We start from the raw sequence: 25,462 nt of genomic DNA, 5'->3' as shown, positions 1-25,462 counted from the left end.
TTAACAACTTTTGTATAAGATAGAAGGAATATGCCTTTTCATGAAAATCCGGGGGAAGTAAACGATGATTGCACAGATCAAGAGATCTAGATTACGAAAAAAAATAAAGAACATCAAGAAGATCAGCCTCACGGCTTTACTCGGCGGGTTGGTCACTATTTCAGTTATAATGACATTGACCCTCATGGTCATCTCATCTTACACATCTCAGAAACAGTCACTCATTGATAACACCCTGTCCTTAAACTATGCAAGCGCTGTGCAAATGAGCCAAACGCTCGATTCGCTTTTTTATTCCATGCAGGAGAGCTTGAAATATGCAGCCCAATATTTCCCGGATATGGATCACTCCAATACAAAAGAGTTGAATTCTACATTGGATTTGGTTCGCAATAGCAGTAATTTTTTCAATTCCGTTTCTTTGGTAGATAAAGCGGGAGTAGTCAGGTCTACCTCGCCTTACTCACAGGCTAGCGTAGGTCAACATGTTAGTTCCAAGGCAGCAAAAGAAGCGGTTAGTTTGAGGACTTCGTATATCTCCGAAGCGTACCAGACACCCAGAACCAAACGCAGAATTGTATTTGTCAGTGAACCGATCTTTGATTTGACAGGGGAGTACCAAGGAACGATTGGTGGAAATATCTTTTTACAGGAAAATAATATATTGAGCCTGTCCTTTGGCAGTCAGCTCAAGACAAGTAATGGTTCCTACTTTTTTATTGTGGATAAGAAGGGCACTTTATTATTTCACCCAAACACCAACCGAATTGGTGAAAATGTTAGTGAAAATGAAGTGGTACAAAAGCTGTTAGTAAACGAGAAGGGTAAAGAACAATACAAAAACCTGGCAGGTGTAGATTCGCTTGCAGGTTATTACAAAGTTCCATCAACAGATTGGGGCGTCGTAATCGTGTCTCCAACCCAAACGGTGTACGATCAGCTGAATCATCATATCCGTATGTTGTTGCTGTACACTTCAGTGCCTTTCCTGATCCTGACCCTTATTGTGGTTCGGGTTGCACGCAAGCTGGCCAGTCCTTTTGCTATGCTTGCTGATTTGGTGAATCAGGTCGATAAGGGACAAGTGGATCTACCGGTGATGAAACCTCACTGGAATAGAGAGGCAGACCTTCTCACAAGAACGGTTGTTGGCGCATTGGCGAACTTTAGGAAGCAGACAAACCAGCTTGTCTATGATGCCAGAACCGATGTTTTAACAGGCATGAACAATCGCAGAACCTTCGAAGAAGTCATCCAGGAATGGATTCAGGATGATGTGCCGTTCTCCATTATTGTTCTGGATATCGACCGCTTCAAGTCCATTAATGATACATTCGGGCATCATGCTGGGGATGAAGTCTTGAAACACATTGCCAATACCATTCAATTGTCTGTTCGACCAGAAGATGTCTGTGCCCGGTTTGGTGGAGAGGAATTTGTAGTCTTGTTAAGAAATTCAGAGTCTAACGTGGCTTTTGAGATTGCTGAACGTATCCGAATAACGGTCGAAGAAAGCGTATTGCCTATAGATCGTTCCGTCACCATCTCGGCTGGAATTGCTGAATATCCGAAGCACTCCACAACATCCACAGAACTGTTTCACTTGGCGGACAATGCATTGTATCAGGCGAAGGAAGAAGGGCGTAACCGAACGGTTACGATCCAAACGGTTATTAAATAAGCAAACAAAGAAGCTGTTCCCTAGGAATAAGGGACAGCTTCTTTTTGTTTTATACCTCTTGTGAGGATCTGGCCAGAACCTCATTCGTATACGTTTCTCCCCAATCTCGCATGCTGAAGATAATCGGCCGTAACGTTTCACCAAATGGTGTGAGGGAATACTCCACTTTAGGTGGGATCTGGGGGTATATTTCACGATGAACAATTCCGCTGCCTTCCAACTCTCGAAGTTGCAGGGTGAGCATACGCTGGGTGATGTCAGGAAACAATTTTCGGATCTCGTTAAATCTCAAAGGACCAGAGAATAAATGATACAGAATGGCACCTTTCCACTTGCCTCCGATCACACTAAGGGTAACTTCCACGGAACAGCCGTATGGCGCGGGACATAGCTTGGTTGCGTCCTTTTTCATTATAAGTACACCTCCACTTTACGGTGATTTTCTATAGTATCTATTTGGGTGGTTACATTACATAAAGTACGTATAGTACATGAAAGAGCATATCACTTATTATTCAGATTATAAACCCTAATTCTAGGCAAAGGCAGACGGGTTGATGTCTATAAGATAAAAAAGAGCCCCGGTTTCAGGCTCTTCTCTGAATGTATAAAATATGATGATGAGCGTATATACGCTACTTCAGTGACGATAGAATGGTGTCACATAGAGCCATCGTTGCAATATTATCTTTGGCGCTGGAATGTGGGACGGTCTGATTCTGGCAACACGCGATAAAGTGCACCATTTCACCAACAAACCCTCGCAAGTAAAGGTCACGATAAGCTCCGGACATGGGAGAACTGGAAGGTGTATATACAGTATCTTGCTCCTCAAGAGATTTCCAGGGAAGGTTGGTCGAGCTTCGGGATTGATGAACAGTAAGTGTGTTGATCTCTTCAGCTGACGCAAATCCGTTGTCGAAGGTGACGAGTACACTTTCACTCTCCCGTGACCAAGCGCTCATGCCGGTAAAATAAGCGCTGCCTACTACGTTATTCTCAAATACAAGGGAAATGCTTTGGTTAATGTGTTCCCCATCCTTCACGGTTGTGCCTGTAACTCGTATTACTTCTCCGAATAAGTAACGCATCAGATCGACCATATGAATGGCAGCGAGCTTCATGAACTGTTCCTCATCCTTGCAAAATGGGGTACTGTCTACAGCAAATTTCATCTGGAATGAACGTACCTTACCTAGCGAACCACTATCAATTAGCTCCTTCAACTTCATGTATATGGGGGCATAACGTTTCATAAAACCGACCATGACAACGACACCAGCCTGCTCGGCAGCTTCTGCTACAGTGGCGGCTTCCGCTGCGTTCCATCCGAGTGGCTTATCCACGTATACATTCTTGCCAGCCCGAATGCATTCGAGAACAAGAGCGGTCTGATCTACAGGCTGGGCGACCACAACGACTCCATCACAGATTTCCTGCTGCAACATAAGCTGAGCATTGTCATACGCTTGTCCGTTGCTGCCAAATCGCAGCAGAGCTGCTTCAGAGCGTTCCATACTGCGTGTGGCAATGGCCTGGATATGCGCTCCGGCTTCAACAACAGAAGGATATATATTCGTGGATGCATGAAACCCGGCACCGATAAAGCACAGATGGGTTGTTTTCAAAGTGGATCTCTCCTTCAATTTTGCATTCGTATGCATGATATATTTGTTTAATGCTACGATAGGGGGTTTGATGATGATAAAAAAGGACATATGTCCTATGCTTGAATGAATAAAAAAGAAGTTGCATTTTTATTTTGGAGCATGTATACTCTGAATTACGGTAAAACAAGGAATTGCTTCACCGGAACGCTTTTCATCGATGGATGAGGAGATACATATTATGCGGTCGTGGCGGAATTGGCAGACGCGCACGGTTCAGGTCCGTGTGGGCTAACCCCCCGTGGAGGTTCGAGTCCTCTCGACCGCATCTAACCAAAGAAAGGTTCGTGAGTTGCTCTAGGGCAATTCACGAACCTTTCTTTATTTTTTGGATCATTTGTGTGCAGCCTACATTTTGCTACCGGCATGCTTATCGATGCTAATGTTGCCGCTGGCGTAGAATGACTGCCATGATGATCCCGGCTATGGCTCCTGCAATACCAAATAGCGTAACACTGGCCATCACTTCAACCGACTGGAGACGGAACAAAAAAGCGATACCGCTGCCAAAGGTGGTTCCGGCCAGAAATCCGAGCGAAATTCCTAATTCTTTCGTTAATTTCATTGCTTCACCTACTTGGAAATGTGAGATATGGATTTGCAAATATTGGGTACAGGCAGTAAAGTGTGATCAGGAAAATCATCACATTTTATTTCCTTTTTTATCTTGTGGTTTTAACCCGTTAATTATGCATGATATCTCATATGGGAGGGTAAGAGCGAATGAATATGAACGAACGAATTGCAGCATGGAATGAGGAAGCACAGCAGTGTGCTTGCGGTCATCAACACCGGATGGTGGATATGCTGATTCATCTGGAACCTGGGGCCATTCAGAGGTTACCGGGTTATTTATCTGAGCAAGGATATCGTCAGGTGACGGTTGTTTATGATCGACATACGTTTCGGGCCGCTGGATCTGATGTGCTGAGTAGTATTCGCGAAGCGGGAATGCATGTGGATGAGATCACTCTACCGGAGAATCGTACGGGTGATATTATTGCGGATGAAGCAGCTATTGTACAGGTCATGTTGGGTGTGAGACTCGAAAGTCAGGCTGTAATTGCGGTGGGTTCAGGTACCATTCATGATCTGGTGAGATTTGTTTGTTCCAAAATGAACAAGCCCTTTCTGTCGATACCGACAGCGGCTTCAGTGGATGGGTTTACCTCTGCGGGTGCACCCTTAATTGTAAGCGGCATCAAACAAACATTTCAGGCTGTTCCGCCGGAGGTTATCTTTGCCGATCTGGATATTCTGGAGCAAGCCCCCCAAGTGATGACAGCTGCCGGATTCGGAGATATGCTTGGTAAATATACTTCGCTTGCAGACTGGATTGTTTCTCGTGAACTGGGCGGAGAACCATTCTGTCCAGTTGCTTATCGGATGACTGAAGAAGCGCTGAAGACCTGCATAGATCATGTACAAGCGATTGCGGAGGGGCGAGCAGAGGGAGTAGCTGTATTAATGGACGCATTAATTGTTTCCGGTATCTCCATGCTGATCATTGACCATTCTCGTCCGGCATCCGGAGGTGAGCATCATCTGTCTCACATCTTGGAGATGGATCTGATGCAAGCGGGAGAAAGACCGGTTTTGCATGGTGCCAAAGTTGGCGTAGCTTGTGCGTTGCTTACGGTGAAATATAAAGAGCTTGCAAAGACATCGGGTGAACCGGTATTTGGGATATATGACCAACTGCCGGAGGCTTCTCAGCTCATCGCATGGTTGGAACAAGTAGGTGGCCCTGTGACTACTGAGCAACTCGGTGTAACTCCGGAGATGGTGGAACATGCGTTCAACACAGCGCATACGCTTCGTCCTCGATATACCGGATTGAGATATATCAATGAAGTATTAAACACGAGGTTAGGATAACCTTTTAGAGAGAATGGTCATGATGAAATGTATAAACTTAGCTTGTAGCGGGCTCTGATGGCTCTCCTTGGGATCAAAAGGCAAAACAGGGTAGGTTATCTGACATTTCTGATGGAATAGCCAGAACAGTGCTTCAAGTCCGAGAGAGAGCATGCATTTCATTTTAAAAAGGCTCTGGCCTCCCTTTGGGGAAGATCAGAGCCTTTTGGCTGTTCGCTTATTTAGTTGTTGCGACGATCTTTCAAGATGACATCTGCGAACAAAATAGTTTTCGGGATACGGAAAAATTGCTCCGCTTGTTCCTGAAACGCAGCAGAAGGCAGTGTTCCCTGATGCAGCCATTTGCGGAAAGTGCCGGGATGAACCCCGATCCAGTGGCTGACATCTGTCACCGACAGATCATGGACCATACACAAGCCTGTCAAAATACGGTTACTAACCGGAGAACGGGTCACCGTACGCTTCATGAAGCGAGATGACTCGGGTTGACATATGACAGGGCTATTACGCACAACTTCTTCATTGAAGAGAATATGACGCGGGTAGCCGAGTAATTGGCAAGTCTTGTCCAAATTGGTACTGCCGGGTATCCGTCCTTCATATACCCACGCACTGACACTGCGTGAAGAGATGGAGAGGTCTTCAGCAAGCTGGGACAACTTGATATCATTGGCCATCAGCACGGCAAGAAGAACACGATTGCGGATTTGACAGCGTGTCGGTTTTCGGAATCGTTTAACACGGACGCCTTTTCCCAAGTATTTACGGTTGATCAGAGACCACGCCTGGATGGAATGTTGTTCTGGTTGATTAGGCATATTTCCTCCGATTTTTTTTAACCAAATACTACAATAAACAACGGGGTACTTTCAAGTGCCGGGATTACCGGTTACAAATGCGTCAATGCGTCAATTCATAATAAAGAGGGAACTACGAACTAGACCATGCGCAATTCACATCCTAGTATATTCCTAGATTACAATGTTTCACTAAAAATGAGGGGAGAAATTCGGCAGGAATAAAAATAATATAGTTCTAATTACTTATTATTAGGTCTAAAGAACTTTTATCTGTTTTTTGTTGATATGATGCGGTTTATTTCCCTGAATTCCCCAAAAGCATGTGATTTTCGCTCCCCTGCTGCGAAGAGGATGTGCACAAATCTGAAATGATAAATCCGCGTGTTCAGCATGACATGTGACCTGTCAAATCTCTTACTTTTACATATATTGTATGATACTCAAGTGTAAGGGAGAGGTGAGGGACGTGCATCTATCTGTGAATACCTTTGCTGCCATCTCGGGAGCATTTGTTACGTTTGCTTTTGGCGGATGGGATCAATTGCTGAGCCTGCTCGCGGTCGCGATGGCTGTGGATTATATAACAGGTTTGGCAGCGGCGGTAAGAACAGGTGCCGGGTTAAATAGCAACATTGGATTCTGGGGGATTGCTCGCAAAGGGCTCATGCTGACCGTTGTTTTGCTTGCTCATCGAATTGATCTGATCATGGGAACCGATTTTATTAAAGGCGGAGCTATTTATTTCTATCTGGTGAATGAACTCATTTCGATTACTGAGAATTATGCCAAAATCGGTCTTCCATTGCCTGCAAAGCTCAGACAGGCCATTGCAGTGTTGAAGAAACAGGAGGATCAGGAGTATCTGACGAATCGTGAATGGTCCAAACCGCAGCAAACCCCGGACATCATCAAGCAGCAGGCTGAAACAGGACAAACTTTGCAGGATGACTCCGCGAAACAGACGGAGGATGGATCGCAAAATAAATCCGAATCAAAAGGAAACGGTTCGGATTAGTTTTTCTTATCAAGAGAACGTTTCCAAGTATCCTTTCGTAATAGAGAGCGTTATGATATATTTTGGATACATGAAAATTCATTCATTTCTACTATTATATTAAATGAGGTGCTTGCCCAGATGATAAAACATATTGTCCTGTTTAAAATGAAAGATCGCTCAGCAGAAAGTATTGAAGCTGCAGCTCAGGTGCTTCGCAATCTGGAAGGTAAAATTGATGTCCTGGTTTCACTTGAAATCGGGATTGATGTGCTTCGCTCGGAGAGATCGTTCGACATTTCACTCACAGCGGAGTTTGCGTCACTGGAAGATCTCCAGGCGTATCAGGTACACCCGCTTCATCAGGAAGTTATCAAGTACATGAATGAAGTCAGAGAACAGTCAATTGCAGTGGACTACGAAATCTGATCTGTCATTCAAACTACGTTGAGATAAAGGGGACTCTGCATGAGCGATTTAAGAGACGTTATGGAATTTCTATATATTTTTGTTGTGTTTCTAATCGCTTGTCCTGTGATGATATTCTGGCTTAAGCGAAGAGGGAAACGGAACCGATAACTCACTGAACGGGAAGTGAACGAATGTATTATGTGAACAGAGAACAGATTGCCCGCCGGCTTGCTGCTGTACCGGAAGTAGCTGAAGGGCTTCGCGGGGCAGCAGAAGCTTGGGACGGCAGTCTCATGCTGGGTATGGTACAGGAACGTTGTCTTCACCTGGCGATCGAGATTGTTACCGATGTGGGAAGTTACCTGATCGACGGCTTCATCATGAGAGATGCGAGCAGTTATGATGATATTATTCAGATTAATTATGAAGAAAAGGTTTTTGATAATCCGACCTATGAGATATTGCGTCAGCTTGTCACGTTACGCAAACCACTGGTGCAGGATTATTACACTTGGGAGCGGTCTGAGCTCCATCCACTTAGCGTAGAGTTGCCGAGTATACTTGAACATTTTACTACTCAGGTTAGCGCCTACGTGGAAAAAGAACTTGGTCCTTTCAATACGGCACAGGCCGAGGGACAGCGTAAGGAATGAGGGAAATCGCATGACAAATGAATCAAAAGAATTCAATGAAGTAAATACTGAAAGCAACGAAACGAATGAAACACCTTCCGGATTCCATCCGGTGTATATGGTGGAACTCTTGTTCCGGGAACGTCCAGAGGTGGATCGCCTGCGTTTGCAGGAAGCTATGATCCGTCATACAGGACAAGTCCGACTGGATGTGAAACAAGAGAGCGGAGGGCAAAAGCATGAGATGCTTGTCTTCTATCATCTGGACCACAAGGTATCCTTCCAGGAAGGGGATATCCCTGCTCAGACTTGCATGCTTCCTGTGAATGAAATCGCAGATCGTGCTCGCTTTGGCGGTGCTCTGCAACAAGCATGGCATTGGCCGGAAGTGGGACAGGTTGTAGAAGCTTCGCGGTACTCCATCCGGATACATGATATGTTCACGGCTGCCATGCCTCGTAAGCAACGCCTGGAGCTGTTTCAGAAGACTGTACTGGCAATCATGGAGAGTTTGACCTGTGATGCGCTGTATTGGTATGGCAGTGACAAGCTGGTTGAACCGGAAGCATATACGCAAGCTCAGGAACGTGAGGAACATCTGTATGCAGCGATGAACGTTCGAATGTATCAAGCCGGAGGTACAGAGGAACAGCGCGGGTTGGTCATGGATACCGTGGGATTATCTGCGCTGGGTGTACCTGATGTCCAGTGTCACTTCGTCGGTCTTGATCCGGATACGGTAGCTCAGACCTTACTGGGTGCAGCGTATTACATATTTGATCAGGGGGATGTTCTGCAAGATGGACAGACGCTGGGTTCTTCAGGTGGACGTCGCTGGCGTTGTGAACATCAGGCAGCATTGATTGCACCTGGACGATATGTGATTGATTTGGACCCGGGGGATGAGCATGCCGCGTCTAATCTCGAGCCGGCTCGTCAGAACGGAGTTTAAGCCAAGTCATTTGCATCCATTCAAAAAGGGCGTTCAGATTATTTTTAACATCTGGAGTGTCAAGTCAAGCCTGTGCTGCTTATAATGCATCAACAGAGTAGGCATTCGCCCGGATGGCTGAGCGACAGACCGTTGCTTCTAGTCCGGTACTTAAACAATAGTAAAGGGAGAGATGTGACGTGAAGGATTCTAACAAAAGTTTGTTGTGGGGAGCTCTTATTGGCTCCGTGGTTGGTTCAGTAACGGCATTATTGCTGGCGCCGAAATCGGGACGTGAACTTCGTCAGGATATTACAGAAGGTGCTCGTCAGGTATCGGAGAAAGGTCAGGAACTGGCTGGTATCGTGGGAGAACAAAGTTCGCAGATCGTATCCAAAGTTAAAGAGACCGCAGATGTCGTGATTCAGGATATTCAATCCTGGCGCAATTGCGCTGAAGGGAAAGAAATTCGCATATCGGCAGCCATTGTTGATAATGACGATATCGATAAAACAGTGGATGAACCCGGAATTGATATCGTAGCAAAGCTTCCTTCGGATGAGTCCAAGGACGACAACTAAGCAAAGCTTGATAAGCAGGCTTTCCTCTATTTTAGAGGAGAGCCTGCTTTGTTGCGTGTCCACACATAGTTGACGTAGCGCGTGGATTTAATTTGAACCCCGCGATGAAATCGGGTAAGATGTAGGTACCTTTTTGCCGGAATGTTCATACGGTAGGAAGAAAGCTCTGAGAAACAATCGTTTTGAGAACCAATTCAATGAAGAAGGAAGCGGTGTGTTCGTGCAGCAAGCAATCGCTATATTAGACTCCGGTGTGGGGGGATTGACCGTCGCAAAGGAAGTGATGCGTCAGCTCCCGCGGGAAAAGATCATTTATTTTGGGGATACTGCCCGGACACCGTACGGACCCCGTTCGTCCGAACAAGTAAAACAATTTACGGAACAAATCGTTGATTTCTTGATCCAATTCGATCCGAAGGTTATCGTTATCGCCTGTAATACAGCAACAGCAGCTGCGTTGGAGTATATCCGTGCCAAGGTGAATGTGCCAGTCATTGGTGTTATACATCCGGGTGCGCGGGCCGCAATCACAGCGACACGTACAGGACGTATTGGTGTGATTGGTACCACGGGTACCATAGGTAGTGGGGCTTATACATCGGCACTCAAACAGTTGTCCCCCTATATTGATGTGGTCAGTCAGGCTTGTCCGGCGCTGGTGCCGTTGGTGGAACAAGGTGAATTTCGTTCCGAGCACACGACACATACGGTGGAACAATCATTGGGCGAGATCAAACAACAGCCAATCGATTGTCTTATTCTGGGTTGTACGCATTATCCTTTTCTCATGGACACGATTCAGGAAGTTATGGGACAGGAAGTGAAGTTAATCAGTTCAGCAGATGAAACGGCACGTGAAATCAGTACGATTTTATATGACAAACGAAAGCTGGCCAGTGGGGATGAGACTCCAGTGCATCAATTTTTCTGCACGGGTGACCCGAGAATGTTCCAGAATATCACCCGTCGATGGTTGGGGGAGCAGATCTCCAAGACCCCTGTTGTCTGGCAGGTAACGCAATTATCATAGTTATACTCAAATTATGCATGAATAAGACTTTTAATTAATGTATTTTGGTTGTGAACTATCCCGGAACTGTGAAGTTCCGGGATTTTTTGTCGTCATTATGCATTAACCGGAGATAAACATGATTCATGTCACATGACGGACAACCTGACCTGCATACATATGTTACAGACACGAGATTGGTCAGAACTGGACAGGAGACCTGTCTTTTCCTGTGGAAAGGAGAACAACATGGATCTGCAGTGGATTATTGTTCAGCGGGGAGATACATTGCCGCGAATTGCGTCAGCACATCACATGACCAAAGAGTTTCTTGCTGCACTGAACCCGGAAGTGGCTTCCCAGCCATACTTGCTGGCCGGTCAGATGCTGCGTATTGTCCCCGGCACAGGTCGCAGATACGCTGTACCGCCTGGAGAAAGTGTAGGGGAGATTGCAGGCAGATTTGGTCTGGACGAAGGCTTGTTGCGCCAGGCCAATCCCGAAATCACCAATGTAACCGACTGGGTTGGTCGCTGTATTCATATTCCGGCTTCGAATGGAAAAACTATTGTAAAGATTCAGGGAGAGTATGGTTATCGAGAATTAATCAGGGATATAGACAAGTTGGAGAATCAATATCCGTTTATTGAAACAGGGTCCATTGGAACAAGTGTCATGGGGAAGTCGCTGCCTTATTTGCGTATTGGGAAAGGGGCGAGACATATCCATGTTAACGCTTCCGTTCATGCTAATGAGTGGTTGACAACAGCAGTTTTGATGAAGTTTATCGAAGAGTATGCCGAGGCGTATAGTGCGCATAGGACATGGCATCAATACCAGACAGAACGCTGGATGCAAGAGACGACACTCTGGGCCGTGCCGATGGTTAATCCGGACGGGGTCGAACTGGTTCAGGAAGGTGTGGTCAATCAGCATCCACATGCACAGCGGTTGTTAGCCTGGAATGCCGGCAGATCACATTTCACCCATTGGAAGGCCAACATCAGAGGGGTGGATCTGAATGATCAATTTCCAGCCCATTGGGATGAAGAAGCAGCGAGAAGAGGTGTGACCTCACCTGGCCCCAGGGATTATGCAGGGTTAGCGCCATTGACAGAACCGGAGGCACAAGCGCTTGCGCAGTGGACGCAGCAACACACATTTGATGCGGTTGTATCCCTGCATAGTCAGGGACAGGAGATCTATTGGAACTACCGTGATCTTGAACCTAGAGAGAGTGGACCGCTGTCACGTAGACTAGCCAAAGCTTCCGGCTACAAGGCGGTGAAGCTCGGTGGTAGTGATGCCGGATACAAGGACTGGTTTATTCAAGATTTCGGTAGACCGGGCTTCACGGTAGAAGTTGGATTGGGTGTTAATCCGCTTCCCGTAGAACAGTTTGATGATATCTGTATAGAAGTGGGAATGTTGCTGGCTGAACTTTTATCTAATGGACAATGAGGCAAGACCCCGAATTATGATGGTGTGAAACTTAACAGTAGATCATTCGTATAACAGGAACGGACGCCATGAGCGACGTTCCGTTTTTATTATTTTTTATAATGGCATGTTACGTCATTCGTTCTGAATGGTTTTGGAACGGGTAATGATGGATGTGCCGTTTCGGCGACATATATAATGTTACGGAGGGATTCAGATGAAGTGGAGAAGACTGCTGTCGTTCAAACGATGGACACAAGTTTTCAAAAGGCTCCCCCGGCTGCTCCGGGCTCCGCAGATTCCTTTGGGAGAAAAGCTGTTGTTTATTATTCCAGCGCTGCTGTACTGGGTACTTCCTGACGTAATGCCGTTTATGCCCATCGATGATATCGGGGTCACTTTGATTCTGATGAACTGGTTTGTAAGCCGGGCAGAACGTAAATATCCTGTGCTTCAGGAGGGGGCACCTTCATAATTTGTGGCCCAATGGATAGGTTTAACATTGATTTCGCATCAATGTTATTGCGAAGAGCGGTAACTTTCTTTACAATAGATGCTGTAGTTTAAGAATGCTGAAATTGTTGAAACCAGCAATTACAATATAGGAGATGAAGAGAATGAACTGCAAAATTACGCGTAATGCTGCTAAAGTATTGAAGCTTGAATTGGACAAGCCGGAGAACGAAGGAAAAAAACTGCGCGTTGTCATCACACATGCACATGGTGACCATGCTCACTACGGGCTTGATCTCGACACACCTAAAGAAAATGATACAGTTGTATCTACCGATAAAGAGATTGATGTCATTCTCGCGAATGATCAGCCTTTGTTGAACGGTGTTAAAATTGACTACCTCTACTTCCCGGAAGAGGGATTTGTTATTACGAATCCGTCCCAAGGTAATCACGGCGACCACTAAGGGCGCGAAGAAGGGGAACTCATGGCTAACGATATCCGTGTATGCGAAAAGTGTAATCATGTCCGACTGAAATCGATTGTACCCAAGTTGCAAAAAATGGCTCCAGACACGGAGATCAAGATTGGGTGCAAATCCTATTGCGGTCCTTGCGCGAAACGTGCATTTGTCTTTATCAATGGTCGGTACATCAGTGCGCCGACAGAAGAAGAAGTACTCGCCAAAGTCGCAAAGTTTGTGAAATAAAAGGATATAACAAGGTGAGTGGAGAAAGCTGTCCACACATCAGAACGGAGGGGCTACGTGCCTCTCCTTTTTGCGTTTGGGTAGCAGTGAAAGGATGTTTTAAAATGCGGCATCCTCTATCATTTCAGTAATTTGGAAGGTGTTTTCTTGAATTTCAATGGCAATGACGGTAGTATCCTTTTTCAGAAAATGTACATTACCCAGTCGTTTTTCCTCCAATTCTACCCAACCAGTATCCGCTAACTTCTGAAAATAATCCATTGGCGGGTATAGTCCTTGCTCACCCCCAATATGTTTCAGTTCGTACTTAGCCCCTTTTTTAAGGTTGGGATCATCGGAATAAGTTATGTTCTCAAGAAGTTTTGCATTGGTTGGAACAGGAATTTCTGGGTTCATGGATGACGCTGTATATCCTTCTATCTCGTATGTTGCAGGAGCGCAGCCTTGTATCCAAATGAGCAAGGGCAACATGCAGAGTGTCAATACTATTTTCTTCAAATGATTTCCTCCCGACTCACGTGATTATCTAATAAACGTAGCCAAATAAACTAAAGTTACGATAAAAATACAAAAGAAGAATAAGGAAGGCTTGTGTTATCCATCCTAAAGGGGTAACAGGAACATGATAATCCCAAGGAGGAATACTCATGCCGAAGCGTTATGATTCCAGTTTGCAAGCCGATACCACCGTATCTCAGGCGCAAAATGCGGTGAACAAGCTTCATTATGCTGTATCTCAGGCCATGTCTCATCCGACGGCACAGACCATTGTACAGGCGGAACGACGTCTGGCACACACGGAGAAAGCGATGCGTCAAGCAGAGCTTTCACTCGGAGGGCAAGGTGTTGAGTTGGCAGAGGAAATGTTCATCGAGGAGAAGAGAAGATTGAATTCAATCCAGAGTCAGCACGGTCAAGGGAATTTATAACGTTCCTGTCACATCAGAACCCGCAGGGCAGCAATGCTTTGCGGGTTTTTCATCTCTTTTGCAAAGACTCTCGATACATGGGTTTACTCCGACAGTATGTCGAATGGTCGCTTAAAATTCTGTGAGAAGGTTAATAGAACAAGAGCAGGCAAAATTTCATACGGGAGGTACAGAATGACAAAACATATTACAGATTGTACAATTCTGAACAACGGAGTAACGATGCCATGGCTAGGATTTGGAACATATAAAGCAAAAGGTAAGGAAGTGCAACAGGCGGTTGAGACCGCTTTGGAGGTTGGATATCGGAGTATTGATACCGCGTCCATCTATGGCAATGAAGAAGAAGTGGGACAAGCTATTGCAAGCAGTGGTGTTGCCCGTAACGAACTGTTTGTGACGACCAAGCTCTGGAATGAGGATCAGGGGTTTGATTCAACGTTAAGAGCATTTGAAGCCAGTCAGAAGGCACTTGGACTGAATGTGATTGATCTTTATTTAATTCACTGGCCTGGCAGAGACCAGTATAAGGAGACGTGGAGAGCATTCGAACGTCTATATAGCGAAGGAAGCATTCGTGCGATTGGTGTGAGTAACTTTCAAGTACATCATTTGCAAGATATCATAGATGAGGGCGGAACGGTGCCTGCGGTAAATCAGGTAGAGCTGCATCCAGGTCTGATCCAGCAGGAACTGCAGGATTTCTGCGGGGCGCAGGGAATTCAACTGGAGGCTTGGAGCCCGATCATGAAAGGCAAGCTGAACCAAGAGTCCACGCTCAAGGCGCTGGCCCAGAAATATGGGAAAACGCCAGCACAGATCATTCTGCGCTGGGACATTCAGAATCAGATTGTGACGATTCCGAAGTCGGTAACTCCAGAACGTATTCGTGAGAATGCGGACATCTTTGACTTTGAATTGACACCGGATGAGTTGAGACAGATTGATGCACTGGATTCGGATAAGCGGACGGGTCCACATCCGGATCAACTGTTCTGGGATTAAGTGGGTAGACGCTAATTGAATATAAGTGTTTGATGATTAGTTAGGGGAGGTTCCGGTTACGGATCGTTCTTTCGATCGCTGTTGTCTCCAAATTTTTTTTGATTCCTCTTTTCAGAGGATAAAATTCGGAGACAAAGGCGAACGCTTCGCTTCTTCAGAATCGATTCCGTCCCCTCCACAGTAACTGTTCATCAAACACAAATATATACAATAAGCTAGAGTCGTTTGTAGTATATAAAAAAGCAGCAGGATCAGGGGATACTCCCTGATCCTGCTGCTTTTTTTGTGTGAATTGGCTTAATTTTTTTTCGGGACTTCGCATCCGTCATCTGTGCAGATGCCACTGGCGTCTGTTTCTGTTGTGTTGGATTCAACCATGGTGAAAGGGGAACGGTCGTCCCATGCTTTTTGAATGGCATCCAGGAAGACCTCGTCAGGCTGAGCGCCCGATACAGCGAACTTGCGGTCGAATACAAAGAACGGTACACCGCGGATACCAAGTTGCTCGCCTTCTGCTTGGTCAGCACGGACATTGTCGGTGAATTGATCACTGGACAGCACTGCCGTAGCTGTATCTCGATCCAAGCCGACTTCCTCTGCTAACTGAGCCAACACTTCAGGGTCGCCGGAGTGTTTACCTTCAATAAACACAGCCTGGAATATCCGTTCACTCAGTTCAAGCGCTTTGCCTTGTGTATCTGCCCAGTGTGTCAAGCGGTGAGCTGAGAAGGAGTTTGTAGGAATCATGGCATCAATATTGTATTCCAGTCCTGCCGTACGAGCATTGGCATTCATCTGGGCATTCATACCTTTGGCCTGTTCCACGCTCATATTATATTTGGCAGCCAGATATTCCGAATTGGTTTTGCCTGGGTTCAATGCAGCGTTTGGATCAAGCTCGAAGCTTTTGAATTGCAGCTTCACTTCATCACGGTGTGGAAACTGTTGTAGTACATTCTCCAGGCGGCGTTTGCCGATATAACAGAATGGGCACAGAAAATCAGACCATATCTCAATATTCATTATGTGAAAACCTCCATCATCCATATAGTTGAAACTGATATAGTTACAATTATAAAGCCACTTTCTATAATTCGCAAGGAGATTACTTTTTATCCCGATATGCCTTGGACCAATGGTACGGTTGGATCTCATCCAGTCTCTTGAAGACCAGTTGACCAGAAGGGTCGTATACGGCAGCTTTGACTTCTTCGCCCCAGTAAAATAATCGTTCCTGGCATACTCCGCAAGGTGTAAGGACCTTAAATTCTGAATGCTCGTCATCACGAGCGATACAGAGGGAGTGGGTGACACGTTCGTTCAATTTGTGGGCTTCCAGATAAGCTCCTGTTTCCATGCACAGATGCGTGGCATCGTTGATGACCTCTGGAGCTACGCTAATCAGCAGGGAACCGGCTTCAGTATAGACGGCACCTGCGCCACCCCATCCCTGAGGATAACGTTGCTTCACAAATTCTGCGGCTGCATCGAACAATTTCTGTTCCATATTAAGTGGTTCAGTGTGTAATGTCATGTAATGCAAGTTCCCCTTTTTAAATTCAAATACAAATTCAATTCATTTCGTGTATTTGTTTAGTTTGTCATTACGATATTGCTCATTGCGATGTTGCTGCTGCACTGTCTTCCTCTCGAAAGCGCTGAATCAAATCATAGGTTATCACGGTGTCCGAGACATGTAATCGCTTGGCTGCTTCATCATGACCGGCGCGGCAGGCGTTAATATCTGTTTTGTCACGTGTGGACAGGTCATAACAAGCGCCATTCTCATAGATATAGTCATCCGCTGGAATGTAGAATACAGAACCATCCGAGAATGCGCCATTACGCAGCACAACCGTACGTTCAGACCTATCATATACGTCGTTACCCATATGATAATAGGACTGGTCAGACACGCCGAGCAGATGCAATACGGATGGCGTGATGTCCAATTGTCCCGAAGGTTCGTCGATGGTTCCAGCAGCTGCTCCGTCCGGTAAATGCACGAGTAGAGGTACCTCGTTCATGATCTGTGCCATATCGAGTTCGTTCAATGAACGTCCCAGAAATTGCTCGTATTGTGATTGTTCCTTAATCGAGTTGTCGTGATCCCCGTAGAACATAAAGATGGTATTCTCCCATAAGCCCCGATTTTTCAGATCCTCGACCATCTTGCCCAGTGCCGAATCCACGTAATGAACGGATTGCAGATAGTTACCGAACATGGTCCCCTGGAACTCGCCTACATCCAGTTGCTGCTTCTCTTTTGGCAAGGCATACGGATGGTGACTGGTAAGAGTGATTAGGAAGGAATAGAACGGTTCGGTCACCTCACTACTCATTTTCTCAACGGATTGCCGGAAAAAGGATTCATCAGACAGGGACCAGCCAAGCGGGTCATCCTGTGCAAAATCATTTTTACTATAAAACTTGTCGTACTTCATGTTCTGATACATCGTATACCGATTCCAGAAGCCACTCTCATAAGCGTGAAATACATTGGTGTTATAACCGTTATCCTTCAGGATGGAAGGAAGGGAATCATACGTATGGTCTGCATATCGTACAAACGCTGATCCAACCGGAAGTGGATGCAGTGATATGTTTGCGCCAAAATCGGCATCTGACGTTCTGCCCTGACCTGTCTGGTGATAAAAGTGACTATAATACTGGCTTTCCTTCATCAGTTCATTAAAATGCGGTGTTATCTCCTGACCGCCAATGCTTTGGCCAATCATGAAGTTCATAAAAGCCTCACCCTGGACAATGATCACATTGCTGTCTTTATATTTGCCAAACAAGGCATCATTCTGCGGGGCAGTTCCTTGCCTTTCAGCGAAGAATGCCTTTGCTTGCTCAACATCAGCGGGTTCAGCCTGCGGCCCGGAGCCGATGTGGTCTTTGGCATAGTTGTACAGATCATAACCGTGAAAAGCGAGCAGTCCGGTCACATTGTACATGGATACATTCCACCAGTTGTTATCGAACAGGCCTTTGGCCCATGTTTTACTGTAAAAATAAATCGGGCCGACGGCGAGGCTAAGTCCCAGCACAAGGGCAATGCTGCCAGCCGTGAGACGGCGGCGCAATCGTGCCTTGCGATCGTTATGTGAATAACTCCCGTAACCCGTAACAGATGTACTGGGGTGCTTCGAACGGTAACGTCTGCTGAACAGTACGATAGCTGCGAACGGAATGACGACAAGCCAGTCGGCAAAGAACCAGAGATCACTTGTGTAGATCAATGTAGCGATGCTGTCACCCAATGCGTCAACTTGTCTCGCCTGCAACAATACCGGGATGGTCAAGAAATCCTGGAAATAACGATAATACACCATATCGGCATAGATTAGTCCGGTAAGCAGCAGGTTAAGCACCGCGAGAGACACGATCATGCCTCTACGTGGCAGCAACCAGGCCCAGAAGGACAAGAGTAGTAAAGATCCAATGGCAATGACTTTATCCAGCAGTCCCATCGTAATGTTATAAGCGTGAAGATTGTGATGGAGCCACATGAGTTTGAGCAGCATGAGCACAAGAAAAATAAGATATAACGTTAATGGATGATTTAGAAGCCCGCGTGGCATGGAGCTGCGCGTAGGCCGAGTGACAACCATATGTATGTCCCCCTTGCTTTTGTTGTTTTGTTATCGGAATGTAAAATAGGGCTCCATCCATTATAGCGTGGCCTCATGTGTTTTCAACTATGCCTCAGGGAGAATTGATTTCTGCGGAAGCGAAGACCGAAGTTGGTGAATTCATATGACCAGAAAAGCGCACAAAAAAAGCGCTCCGGCCATGGATGGCAGGAGCACTTTAGATTCGAAACAATTATGAAGATTGTGGTGCTTTATTTCGTGGGGGCAGTGGGCCCAAATACTGATAGTACTGGGTTTCAATTCGTCCGTTGAACAACTTGCGACGTTTGTCTGCCTTATGACCGAAATACTCCTCGAAAGCTTTGGTCGATGTGATTGCGAAAAAGGACCATGTTGGCATGTCGAGGTAACTGCGCCCTAATGAGCGAAGCAACTTCTGAACTTCTTTTTCTTCACTCAAACGTTCACCATATGGGGGATTGGTGATGATAACACCATATTCACCCTGTGGTCTTGCGCGATGAGCGGGCAGGACGCTGACTTCAATATCTTTGGCGAAGCCAGCACTTTTGATCGCTGCCATAGCAACTTCAATCGCTTCCGGATCAATATCGCTACCTGAAATCTGTAACGGGACATCGTCACGTACAGCATCAAATGCTTCTTCGCGCGCCTGTTCCCATAATTCTTCAGGAATGACAGCCCAGTCCTCAGAGTTGAAGGTCCGACGAAGTCCTGGTGCAATGTTCCAGCCGATCATAGCGGCTTCGATCAGCATTGTGCCTGATCCACAGCACGGGTCATAGAATGGACGGGATACATTCCAGCGGCTGAGCTGAATAAGAGCGGCAGCAAGTGTTTCTTTCAGTGGCGCTTCGGTGACGAGTTTACGATAACCCCGTTTATGCAGACCTGGTCCCGTTGTATCTAAAGTAAGCAGGGCGCGATCGTTCAGCAGAATGACCTCAATCACATAACGAGACCCATCCTCTGGGAACCACTCTGTGTCATAAGTCAGCTTCAGTTTCTCTACGATTGCTTTTTTCACGATCCCTTGTGATGCAGGCACACTGCTTAACTGGGATTTTTGAGAACGACCCTCTACAGGGAATTCGCCGTCGGCTGGAATCCACTCTTCCCAAGGCAGTGCTTTGGTGCCTTCAAACAATTCGTCGAAAGTCGTGGCAGGGAATTCACCCATTTTCACCAATACGCGATCTGAACTTCTCAGCCACAGATTACAACGGCAAATATCAATATAATCTCCTGTGAAGAAAACCCGGCCGTTGTCGATCGTAACATCTTCATACCCCAGTTGCTTCAGTTCCCGGGCAACAACAGCCTCGAGTCCCATCGCCGAGGTTGCAATCAATTGCAATTGAGCCATGTGATTCATTTCAACTCCATTTCAAGCTGGAGAAGGATATCCTTCTCTCTGCTGTATAGTGACGGTGCGGCCTTGCCGCTTTCCGTGAAAAAACTTACAATGAGAAATGCGGTGAACGTATGCACTCCTCTTTCGAAGTGATGCATCAGTCAACCGCCTGTGTTGATAACAAACATTTATTATAGAACATTGGCATCCATATGGAAAGCAGTCCAAGTGTCCAAGGAGGATTTTAGTGGTGAATCTGACCCCTGATGAATATGTAAATCAATTATTTCAAGAGGATGAGCTTTTGCTGAAAGTGAAAGAGGCTATCCGTTCGAACGGTATGCCGGAAGTTTCTGTTGCTGCGGCGTATGGACGACTGCTCACGTTTCTAGCCAAGACATCCAAAGCAGAAGCTGCGCTCGAAATCGGCGTGCTGGGCGGTTACAGTGGGATCTGCATTGCGCGTGGTTTGCGTGAGAATGGAACCCTGACTTCGCTGGAACTAAAAGAGGAATATGCGGCAATGGCGCGTGGTCATCTGGAAGAAGGCGGTTTTGGCGAAAAGGTGGAGTACCGCATTGGCCCGGCGGCAGACAGCCTGGAGCAATTGGAGCAGGAAGGTCGCACATTCGATTTTTTCTTTATTGACGCAGACAAGGAAAATTATCCGGTATATCTTGACTATGCCATTAAGCTGGCCCGGCCAGGTGCTGTTATTGTAGGTGATAATTGTTTCCTGCGTGGTCGTACACTGAATCCGGACAAGCAGGGCCCGGCCGTGCTTGCTGTTCGTCGTTTCAATGAACAGATGGCAAGTGACCCGCGTCTGGTGACGACCATGTTGCCCGATTATGATGGGCTGGTACTTGCCTGGGTGAAGTAAAAGTGGATATTTCCTAAAGATAAAACTCCGATGAAACACGATCTCACGCTTTTATGTTTGTGAGAGGGATCGTGATTCTGTACGGAGTTTTCTGAAAACACACAAAGAAAGAGATGACAACATTTTGAATGACAGGAAATGTGTCGTCTCTTTCTTTGTGTTTACAGATATCGTTATAGTAATTCTATTTATACTTCAGGTGTTCCGTACGTTTCAAACCATTTTTTGATGGTGTCAAAATCATCACTGAAGGACAGGCCCAGCATCAATAATACACGAGCTTGTTGTGGACTCAGATTGTCGCCTGCAATAATGCCTTTGCCGCCGCCGTATACACTTCCCGAACCCGTCCGAGTGGTGGTCACAAAGATGACACCTTCTTCAATGGCTTTGGTACGAGCTTGTCCCATAGCTCTGGAGATACCGCCAGCTCCGGTACCGGAGGTCACGATTCCTTTGGCACCGCTGCTCACGAATCCTTCAATGGCTCCGCCGCCAGCTTCTTGATACGAGATCGCAATTTCTACTTTGGCCAGATCTGCCTTTGTGATTTTACTTAGATCAAATACGGGCTTTGCTGTGCCTTCTGGTTTCAAGGCACGTGCAGGAGCACGGTAGATTCGAATGTTCTCTTCATCTATATATCCTACAGCGCCGAGCATCGGTGTTTCAAACGTATCTGTCCGATAATCATTTGTCTTGGTTACACCGCGAGCAAGCTGGATTGTGTCATTCAACATGAGTACTGTGCCAAATGAAGTGGTACGACCACTGCCTGCAAGTTTGATGGCGTTGTACAGATTGGCTTGAGCGTCAGAGCCGATGACGGTCCATGGACGCATGGAGCCTGTGATCACGACCGGTTTGTCACTCTGAACAGTCATATCGAGGAAATAAGCGATTTCCTCCATTGTATCTGTGCCCGTGGTAACGACAACACTGTCGTACATTGCCAGAGCTTTGTCTACCGTCTGCGACAAGTCATAGAGATCGGCCATGCTATAGGAACCTGAACCTGAGTTTCCGAATTGGAGCGTGCTAACATCAGCAATCTTCTGTTTATCCGGTAAAGCGTCTACCATCTCTCCAATCGGAAGTGTACCTGCCTTGTAATTTTGGAAGCTGGTGGCATCCTCGGATTGACCGGCAATCGTTCCGCCAGTTCCGATTACCAATACATTAGGTAGTGCAGATTGCTTGGAAGAGTCTGGTATTGCGGGAATGGAAGTATTGCGAGCTGGGGTGGTGGTTGCTGTCTGAACAGCACCTGTTGTACCTTTCACCTCTACTGTAGCTGCGTGCGCAGCGTAGGTTCCAAAGGGGGACAACGAGATAGTTAGTGCTGTTAAAGCTGCGGTGCTCCATACGGCCCAGGGACGAAGATTGGATGTTTTACTCATGAATAGCACTCTCCTTCAAGTAAGTGTGATGTTAAGTTTGTTAAGAAGAATATGTATACCATTTCAAAATGATTGTATTTTATGTTAAGTAATATTACAAGGATGAATAATGGGAGAGTAATCGGTTACATTTGTAGATAATGAGAGTAAAATGATTGTTTATAAGGAATTATGAAATATTATTCATTTTGATTAGAGATAGAAAAGAAGCGGTTTTAGTATTTTGAAAGGAAAATAAGCCCTTATAATGTTAGTTAACATTACATAATGAGTCTTTTGTCCTGATAAAATGAAGCATTTTAATAAAAGAATGTCGAATTGGGACTCATATCAGAAGTAGGTAACAGAATGAGAGGATGATAGTAACGCATATTAGGTAATGGGGCTCAATTACGGTCTAAAGATTGGTTTCGTTACAGATTATGTTTATAATAGGGGTGATCAACATATGTAAATAAATATATAATATTGATTGGAGGAGAAACGATGAAACAGGCACCGAGAAAGTATGCAAATTACATTCCGATTCGGGAACTGGAGACTTTGGAAGAGAGGTTATCTCCCTTCAAGGTGTATGCAGAACTTCGTGATAACACTCCAGTCCGCTATGATGAGCATCGAGAATGTTGGGATGTTTTTGGTTATGAAGATGTGAAGTACGTTCTGAAAAATCCGAAACTATTCTCTTCTGCACGTGATCGTGCCAATACGAGCATGTTGACGACAGACCCTCCCAAACACAAACAGCTACGTGATCTGGTGAATCAGGCGTTTACACCCAAGGCAATTGAAGCATTGGCTCCGCGTATTCAGGAGATCACAGATGAGTTAATTGCTCCACACCTGTCAGAAGGACATATGGAACTTATTGATGACCTTGCAACACCATTGCCCGTCATTGTCATTGCGGAATTGATCGGAGTCCCTGCGGCGGATCGTCAAAAGTTCAAAGACTGGTCTGATGTGTTGGTGAAAGGCGCACGCGATGATAGTGAGCAGGCCTTCCAGGAGTTATTGGAGGAGAAAAAAAGAAATATGCAGGAGTTGCATATCTATTTCACTGGCATTATGGAAGAACGTCGGTTGCAGCCAAAGGATGATCTGTTCTCATTACTGCTTGCTGCGGAGATTGATGGTCAGAAATTGACTTCAGATGAAGTGGTAGGCTTCTGTATTCTCTTACTTGCTGCCGGTAATGAAACAACAACCAACCTGATTACCAATGCGGTTCGTATTCTGTCTGAACAACCTGAGCTACAACAGGAGTTGCGCGAACATCCTGAACGGATTACTTCTGCGATTGAAGAGACGCTGAGATATTATCCCCCAATTGTCGCGATTGGGCGGGTCGCCAAGGAAACTGTAGAGTTGAATGGTCAGATGATTCAAGCTGGAGAGCAGGTGATTTCCTGGGTTGGAGCCGCCAATCGGGACAGTGCCCAATTTGAAAACCCGGATGATTTCATCTCTGATCGCAAGCCGAACCGGCATATGGGCTTTGGTTTTGGCATTCATTTTTGTTTGGGTGCACCACTCGCTCGTTTGGAGGCAAGGGTAGTCCTTCATACCTTGCTTCAGCACATGGGAAACATTCAACTTGTGCCGGGAACGGCTCTGCAACCGATACAAAGTGCTTTTGTATATGGTGTGAAACATTATCCGATACAATTCAATCTAATAAATAAATAATTAAATAAATGGCATATGAATGACAAAGCCGCTCTCAGGCCAATTAGGCGCTGGAAGCGGCTTTTTCAAATAAAAAAGTAAGATGTATTAATTAAGAAATGGATAGGGAATCAGGACTCCCGAATAGAAGCAGGTTTGTTATACAATTTGAATCGGACCCAAACCATATTAATTAGCAGCAGTCCGCCAGAGACGATAAACAGACCTTCGATCCCGATGAATCCTGCCATAAAGCCTCCAATGATCGCTCCAAGCATGTTGCCCAGCGCAAGAGTACTTGTATTAAAACTGAATGCACGGCTGATCATGCTATCGGATGTATAGGAACGGATCAGGGCATTAACGCTTGGAAGCAGGCCACCCATGAACACACCCATCATGAAACGAACAAGAATGAGCTGCCACACGGTCTGAACAAATGCCTGAGGGATAAGCATGAGTCCTGTTCCTATGAGGGAGAACGTCAGCACCTTGTGAGGACCAATCCGGTCACTCAGCTTCCCGAGAATCGGAGACATCGCCATATTGGATAGTCCCGTAACTGCACCGACAAGTCCTGCCCAGAAGGCCACGTTTACATCCGAAGCATGCAATTTTTGCACATACAGCGGCAAGAGTGACATGGGGCTAATCATTGCAAACTGCAACAGAAACGTCACAGCAAACAGTGCGGGCAGTTGAGGTGACTTGTTCAATTCCTTCAGACCGGACAATACGGATTGTGCCGGTAGCTTGGCTGCTTCTTGACGGTCAAACTTCTCTCTCACCAGGAACATGGCGAGCATGGAAGCAACAAAGATCAGTCCACCTGTAATGTAGAAAATGGGGCGGAAGCCTACCGCATCCGCTAACAAGCCACCAATGAGTGGACCCAGGATGGTACCGGCAACCTGCCCGGACTGACTGATTCCCATGGCAAAACCCATGCGGTCTTTCGGAGTGGTACCCGATATCAGCGCAACAGCTGCGGGATTGAAACCGGAGATGGTACCGTTAAGCAAACGCAATAAGAGAAGCTGCCAAGGGTTCTGTGCCAGACCCATAAGGGCAATTACGATGGCCATCCCGAATCCCGAACGCAGCAGCATAACTTTACGGCCATACTTGTCCGATAACTTGCCCCAGAGTGGTTGGAACAAAAATGAGGTGAGGAAATTGGCTGCAAAAATAAATCCCGCCCAAATGCCAATTTCATGTTCGCCAACAACGCCCAGATCTCTTGCGAGATAAAGAGACAAAAATGGGGTAATCATGGTCATGCCCGAATTGACCAAAAATTGTCCGAACCAAAGCACAATGAGGTTTACTTTCCACGTTTTCAAAGTGCTTTCACTTCCTTTCAAAGATATTTCTGTAATTCTCAAAAAAACACCATTCTTTCATTATAACATAATT

26 protein-coding genes, 1 tRNA gene and 1 pseudogene are annotated in these 25,462 nt (G+C 46.0%); 17 read left to right on the top strand and 11 right to left on the bottom strand.

Features of this window, described 5'->3' with window-relative positions:
- Window positions 1-64: 64 nt before the first annotated feature.
- A complete protein-coding gene (locus AC6CIF_RS02650) occupies window positions 65-1,681 on the top strand; it encodes a sensor domain-containing diguanylate cyclase (protein WP_498197732.1) in 1,617 nt (538 codons plus the stop codon).
- Between the two features lie 49 nt (window positions 1,682-1,730).
- On the opposite strand, the gene AC6CIF_RS02645 is transcribed toward AC6CIF_RS02650, so the two are convergent.
- Both AC6CIF_RS02645 and AC6CIF_RS02640 read right to left on the bottom strand, forming a co-directional pair.
- On the bottom strand, window positions 1,731-2,093 hold the full coding sequence (locus tag AC6CIF_RS02645; protein ID WP_017689435.1) for a winged helix-turn-helix transcriptional regulator: 363 nt from the start codon (window positions 2,091-2,093) through the stop codon (window positions 1,731-1,733).
- Between the two features lie 223 nt (window positions 2,094-2,316).
- On the bottom strand, window positions 2,317-3,309 hold the full coding sequence (locus tag AC6CIF_RS02640) for a Gfo/Idh/MocA family protein (RefSeq protein ID WP_498197731.1): 993 nt from the start codon (window positions 3,307-3,309) through the stop codon (window positions 2,317-2,319).
- 222 nt (window positions 3,310-3,531) lie between these two features.
- On the opposite strand from AC6CIF_RS02640, the gene AC6CIF_RS02635 reads away from it, so the two are divergent.
- Window positions 3,532-3,616, top strand: a tRNA-Leu gene (locus AC6CIF_RS02635).
- Between the two features lie 111 nt (window positions 3,617-3,727).
- Here AC6CIF_RS02635 and AC6CIF_RS02630 read toward each other — a convergent pair.
- On the bottom strand, window positions 3,728-3,913 hold the full coding sequence (locus AC6CIF_RS02630) for a hypothetical protein (protein ID WP_498197729.1): 186 nt from the start codon (window positions 3,911-3,913) through the stop codon (window positions 3,728-3,730).
- Between the two features lie 158 nt (window positions 3,914-4,071).
- Here AC6CIF_RS02630 and AC6CIF_RS02625 point away from each other — a divergent pair, with 158 nt between their 5' ends.
- Window positions 4,072-5,226, top strand: coding sequence for a sn-glycerol-1-phosphate dehydrogenase (locus AC6CIF_RS02625; protein ID WP_498197728.1), 1,155 nt, complete (start codon window positions 4,072-4,074; stop codon window positions 5,224-5,226).
- Between the two features lie 221 nt (window positions 5,227-5,447).
- Here AC6CIF_RS02625 and AC6CIF_RS02620 read toward each other — a convergent pair whose 3' ends face one another.
- The gene (locus AC6CIF_RS02620; protein ID WP_017689431.1) at window positions 5,448-6,044 is read right to left on the bottom strand and encodes a helix-turn-helix domain-containing protein; all 597 of its coding nucleotides are present in this window, start codon (window positions 6,042-6,044) and stop codon (window positions 5,448-5,450) included.
- 415 nt (window positions 6,045-6,459) lie between these two features.
- On the opposite strand from AC6CIF_RS02620, the pseudogene AC6CIF_RS02615 reads away from it, so the two are divergent.
- From AC6CIF_RS02615 to AC6CIF_RS02570, 10 genes and pseudogenes are all read left to right on the top strand, one after another.
- A pseudogene (locus AC6CIF_RS02615) lies at window positions 6,460-6,876 on the top strand (phage holin family protein); the annotation flags it as partial.
- A 285-nt stretch (window positions 6,877-7,161) separates the two neighbouring features.
- A complete protein-coding gene (locus AC6CIF_RS02610) occupies window positions 7,162-7,449 on the top strand; it encodes a Dabb family protein (RefSeq protein ID WP_017689429.1) in 288 nt (95 codons plus the stop codon).
- A 173-nt stretch (window positions 7,450-7,622) separates the two neighbouring features.
- Window positions 7,623-8,084: a DUF86 domain-containing protein gene (locus AC6CIF_RS02605; protein WP_076318399.1), complete on the top strand. Its 462-nt coding sequence runs from the start codon at window positions 7,623-7,625 to the stop codon at window positions 8,082-8,084.
- 10 nt (window positions 8,085-8,094) lie between these two features.
- On the top strand, window positions 8,095-9,015 hold the full coding sequence (locus AC6CIF_RS02600; protein WP_498197726.1) for a DUF4261 domain-containing protein: 921 nt from the start codon (window positions 8,095-8,097) through the stop codon (window positions 9,013-9,015).
- Window positions 9,016-9,194: 179 nt separating this feature from the next.
- The gene (locus tag AC6CIF_RS02595) at window positions 9,195-9,575 is read left to right on the top strand and encodes a YtxH domain-containing protein (protein ID WP_076209049.1); all 381 of its coding nucleotides are present in this window, start codon (window positions 9,195-9,197) and stop codon (window positions 9,573-9,575) included.
- 220 nt (window positions 9,576-9,795) lie between these two features.
- Window positions 9,796-10,605 (top strand): glutamate racemase, encoded by an 810-nt coding sequence (racE, locus tag AC6CIF_RS02590; RefSeq protein WP_076209504.1) that lies wholly within the window; start codon window positions 9,796-9,798, stop codon window positions 10,603-10,605.
- Between the two features lie 228 nt (window positions 10,606-10,833).
- Window positions 10,834-12,045, top strand: coding sequence for a M14 family metallopeptidase (locus AC6CIF_RS02585; RefSeq protein ID WP_498197724.1), 1,212 nt, complete (start codon window positions 10,834-10,836; stop codon window positions 12,043-12,045).
- A gap of 196 nt (window positions 12,046-12,241) precedes the next feature.
- The gene (locus tag AC6CIF_RS02580; RefSeq protein WP_017689423.1) at window positions 12,242-12,499 is read left to right on the top strand and encodes a hypothetical protein; all 258 of its coding nucleotides are present in this window, start codon (window positions 12,242-12,244) and stop codon (window positions 12,497-12,499) included.
- Between the two features lie 142 nt (window positions 12,500-12,641).
- Window positions 12,642-12,944 carry a heme biosynthesis protein HemY gene (locus AC6CIF_RS02575; protein ID WP_036670085.1) on the top strand — a complete coding sequence of 101 codons (303 nt, stop codon included), beginning with the start codon at window positions 12,642-12,644 and terminating at the stop codon, window positions 12,942-12,944.
- Between the two features lie 21 nt (window positions 12,945-12,965).
- Window positions 12,966-13,187: a YuzB family protein gene (locus AC6CIF_RS02570; RefSeq protein ID WP_017689421.1), complete on the top strand. Its 222-nt coding sequence runs from the start codon at window positions 12,966-12,968 to the stop codon at window positions 13,185-13,187.
- Window positions 13,188-13,286: 99 nt separating this feature from the next.
- Here the strand turns inward: AC6CIF_RS02570 and AC6CIF_RS02565 are convergent, their stop codons facing one another.
- Entirely contained in the window at window positions 13,287-13,685 is a 399-nt protein-coding gene (locus tag AC6CIF_RS02565; protein WP_498197722.1) for a hypothetical protein, read from the bottom strand.
- Between the two features lie 149 nt (window positions 13,686-13,834).
- Here AC6CIF_RS02565 and AC6CIF_RS02560 point away from each other — a divergent pair, with 149 nt between their 5' ends.
- Together AC6CIF_RS02560 and AC6CIF_RS02555 are read left to right on the top strand one after the other, a co-directional pair.
- Window positions 13,835-14,116, top strand: a complete 282-nt coding sequence (locus AC6CIF_RS02560; RefSeq protein ID WP_498197720.1) for a hypothetical protein — start codon at window positions 13,835-13,837, stop codon at window positions 14,114-14,116.
- Window positions 14,117-14,290: 174 nt separating this feature from the next.
- Complete coding sequence (locus tag AC6CIF_RS02555) at window positions 14,291-15,121, top strand: aldo/keto reductase (protein WP_036670089.1); 831 nt, start codon at window positions 14,291-14,293, stop codon at window positions 15,119-15,121.
- A gap of 297 nt (window positions 15,122-15,418) precedes the next feature.
- Here AC6CIF_RS02555 and AC6CIF_RS02550 read toward each other — a convergent pair whose 3' ends face one another.
- The 4 genes from AC6CIF_RS02550 to AC6CIF_RS02535 form a co-directional block, all read right to left on the bottom strand.
- A complete protein-coding gene (locus AC6CIF_RS02550) occupies window positions 15,419-16,144 on the bottom strand; it encodes a DsbA family oxidoreductase (protein WP_498197719.1) in 726 nt (241 codons plus the stop codon).
- A gap of 82 nt (window positions 16,145-16,226) precedes the next feature.
- On the bottom strand, window positions 16,227-16,655 hold the full coding sequence (locus AC6CIF_RS02545; protein WP_091032279.1) for a cytidine deaminase: 429 nt from the start codon (window positions 16,653-16,655) through the stop codon (window positions 16,227-16,229).
- Between the two features lie 82 nt (window positions 16,656-16,737).
- Entirely contained in the window at window positions 16,738-18,738 is a 2,001-nt protein-coding gene (locus AC6CIF_RS02540; protein ID WP_498197717.1) for an LTA synthase family protein, read from the bottom strand.
- 214 nt (window positions 18,739-18,952) lie between these two features.
- Window positions 18,953-20,107, bottom strand: coding sequence for a THUMP domain-containing class I SAM-dependent RNA methyltransferase (locus tag AC6CIF_RS02535; protein ID WP_074094429.1), 1,155 nt, complete (start codon window positions 20,105-20,107; stop codon window positions 18,953-18,955).
- 238 nt (window positions 20,108-20,345) lie between these two features.
- Here AC6CIF_RS02535 and AC6CIF_RS02530 point away from each other — a divergent pair, with 238 nt between their 5' ends.
- Window positions 20,346-20,978: an O-methyltransferase gene (locus AC6CIF_RS02530; RefSeq protein ID WP_036670998.1), complete on the top strand. Its 633-nt coding sequence runs from the start codon at window positions 20,346-20,348 to the stop codon at window positions 20,976-20,978.
- A gap of 188 nt (window positions 20,979-21,166) precedes the next feature.
- On the opposite strand, the gene AC6CIF_RS02525 is transcribed toward AC6CIF_RS02530, so the two are convergent.
- A complete protein-coding gene (locus tag AC6CIF_RS02525) occupies window positions 21,167-22,378 on the bottom strand; it encodes an asparaginase (protein ID WP_498197714.1) in 1,212 nt (403 codons plus the stop codon).
- 486 nt (window positions 22,379-22,864) lie between these two features.
- Here AC6CIF_RS02525 and AC6CIF_RS02520 point away from each other — a divergent pair, with 486 nt between their 5' ends.
- Window positions 22,865-24,067 carry a cytochrome P450 gene (locus AC6CIF_RS02520; protein ID WP_498197712.1) on the top strand — a complete coding sequence of 401 codons (1,203 nt, stop codon included), beginning with the start codon at window positions 22,865-22,867 and terminating at the stop codon, window positions 24,065-24,067.
- A 110-nt stretch (window positions 24,068-24,177) separates the two neighbouring features.
- Here AC6CIF_RS02520 and AC6CIF_RS02515 read toward each other — a convergent pair whose 3' ends face one another.
- On the bottom strand, window positions 24,178-25,389 hold the full coding sequence (locus AC6CIF_RS02515; RefSeq protein ID WP_076209040.1) for an MFS transporter: 1,212 nt from the start codon (window positions 25,387-25,389) through the stop codon (window positions 24,178-24,180).
- Window positions 25,390-25,462 lie beyond the last annotated feature (73 nt).

The organism is Paenibacillus sp. GQ49 (assembly GCF_059759055.1).
The sequence above is the reverse complement of the archived record's forward strand: the minus strand, read 5'-3'. Positions and strand labels throughout refer to the sequence as shown.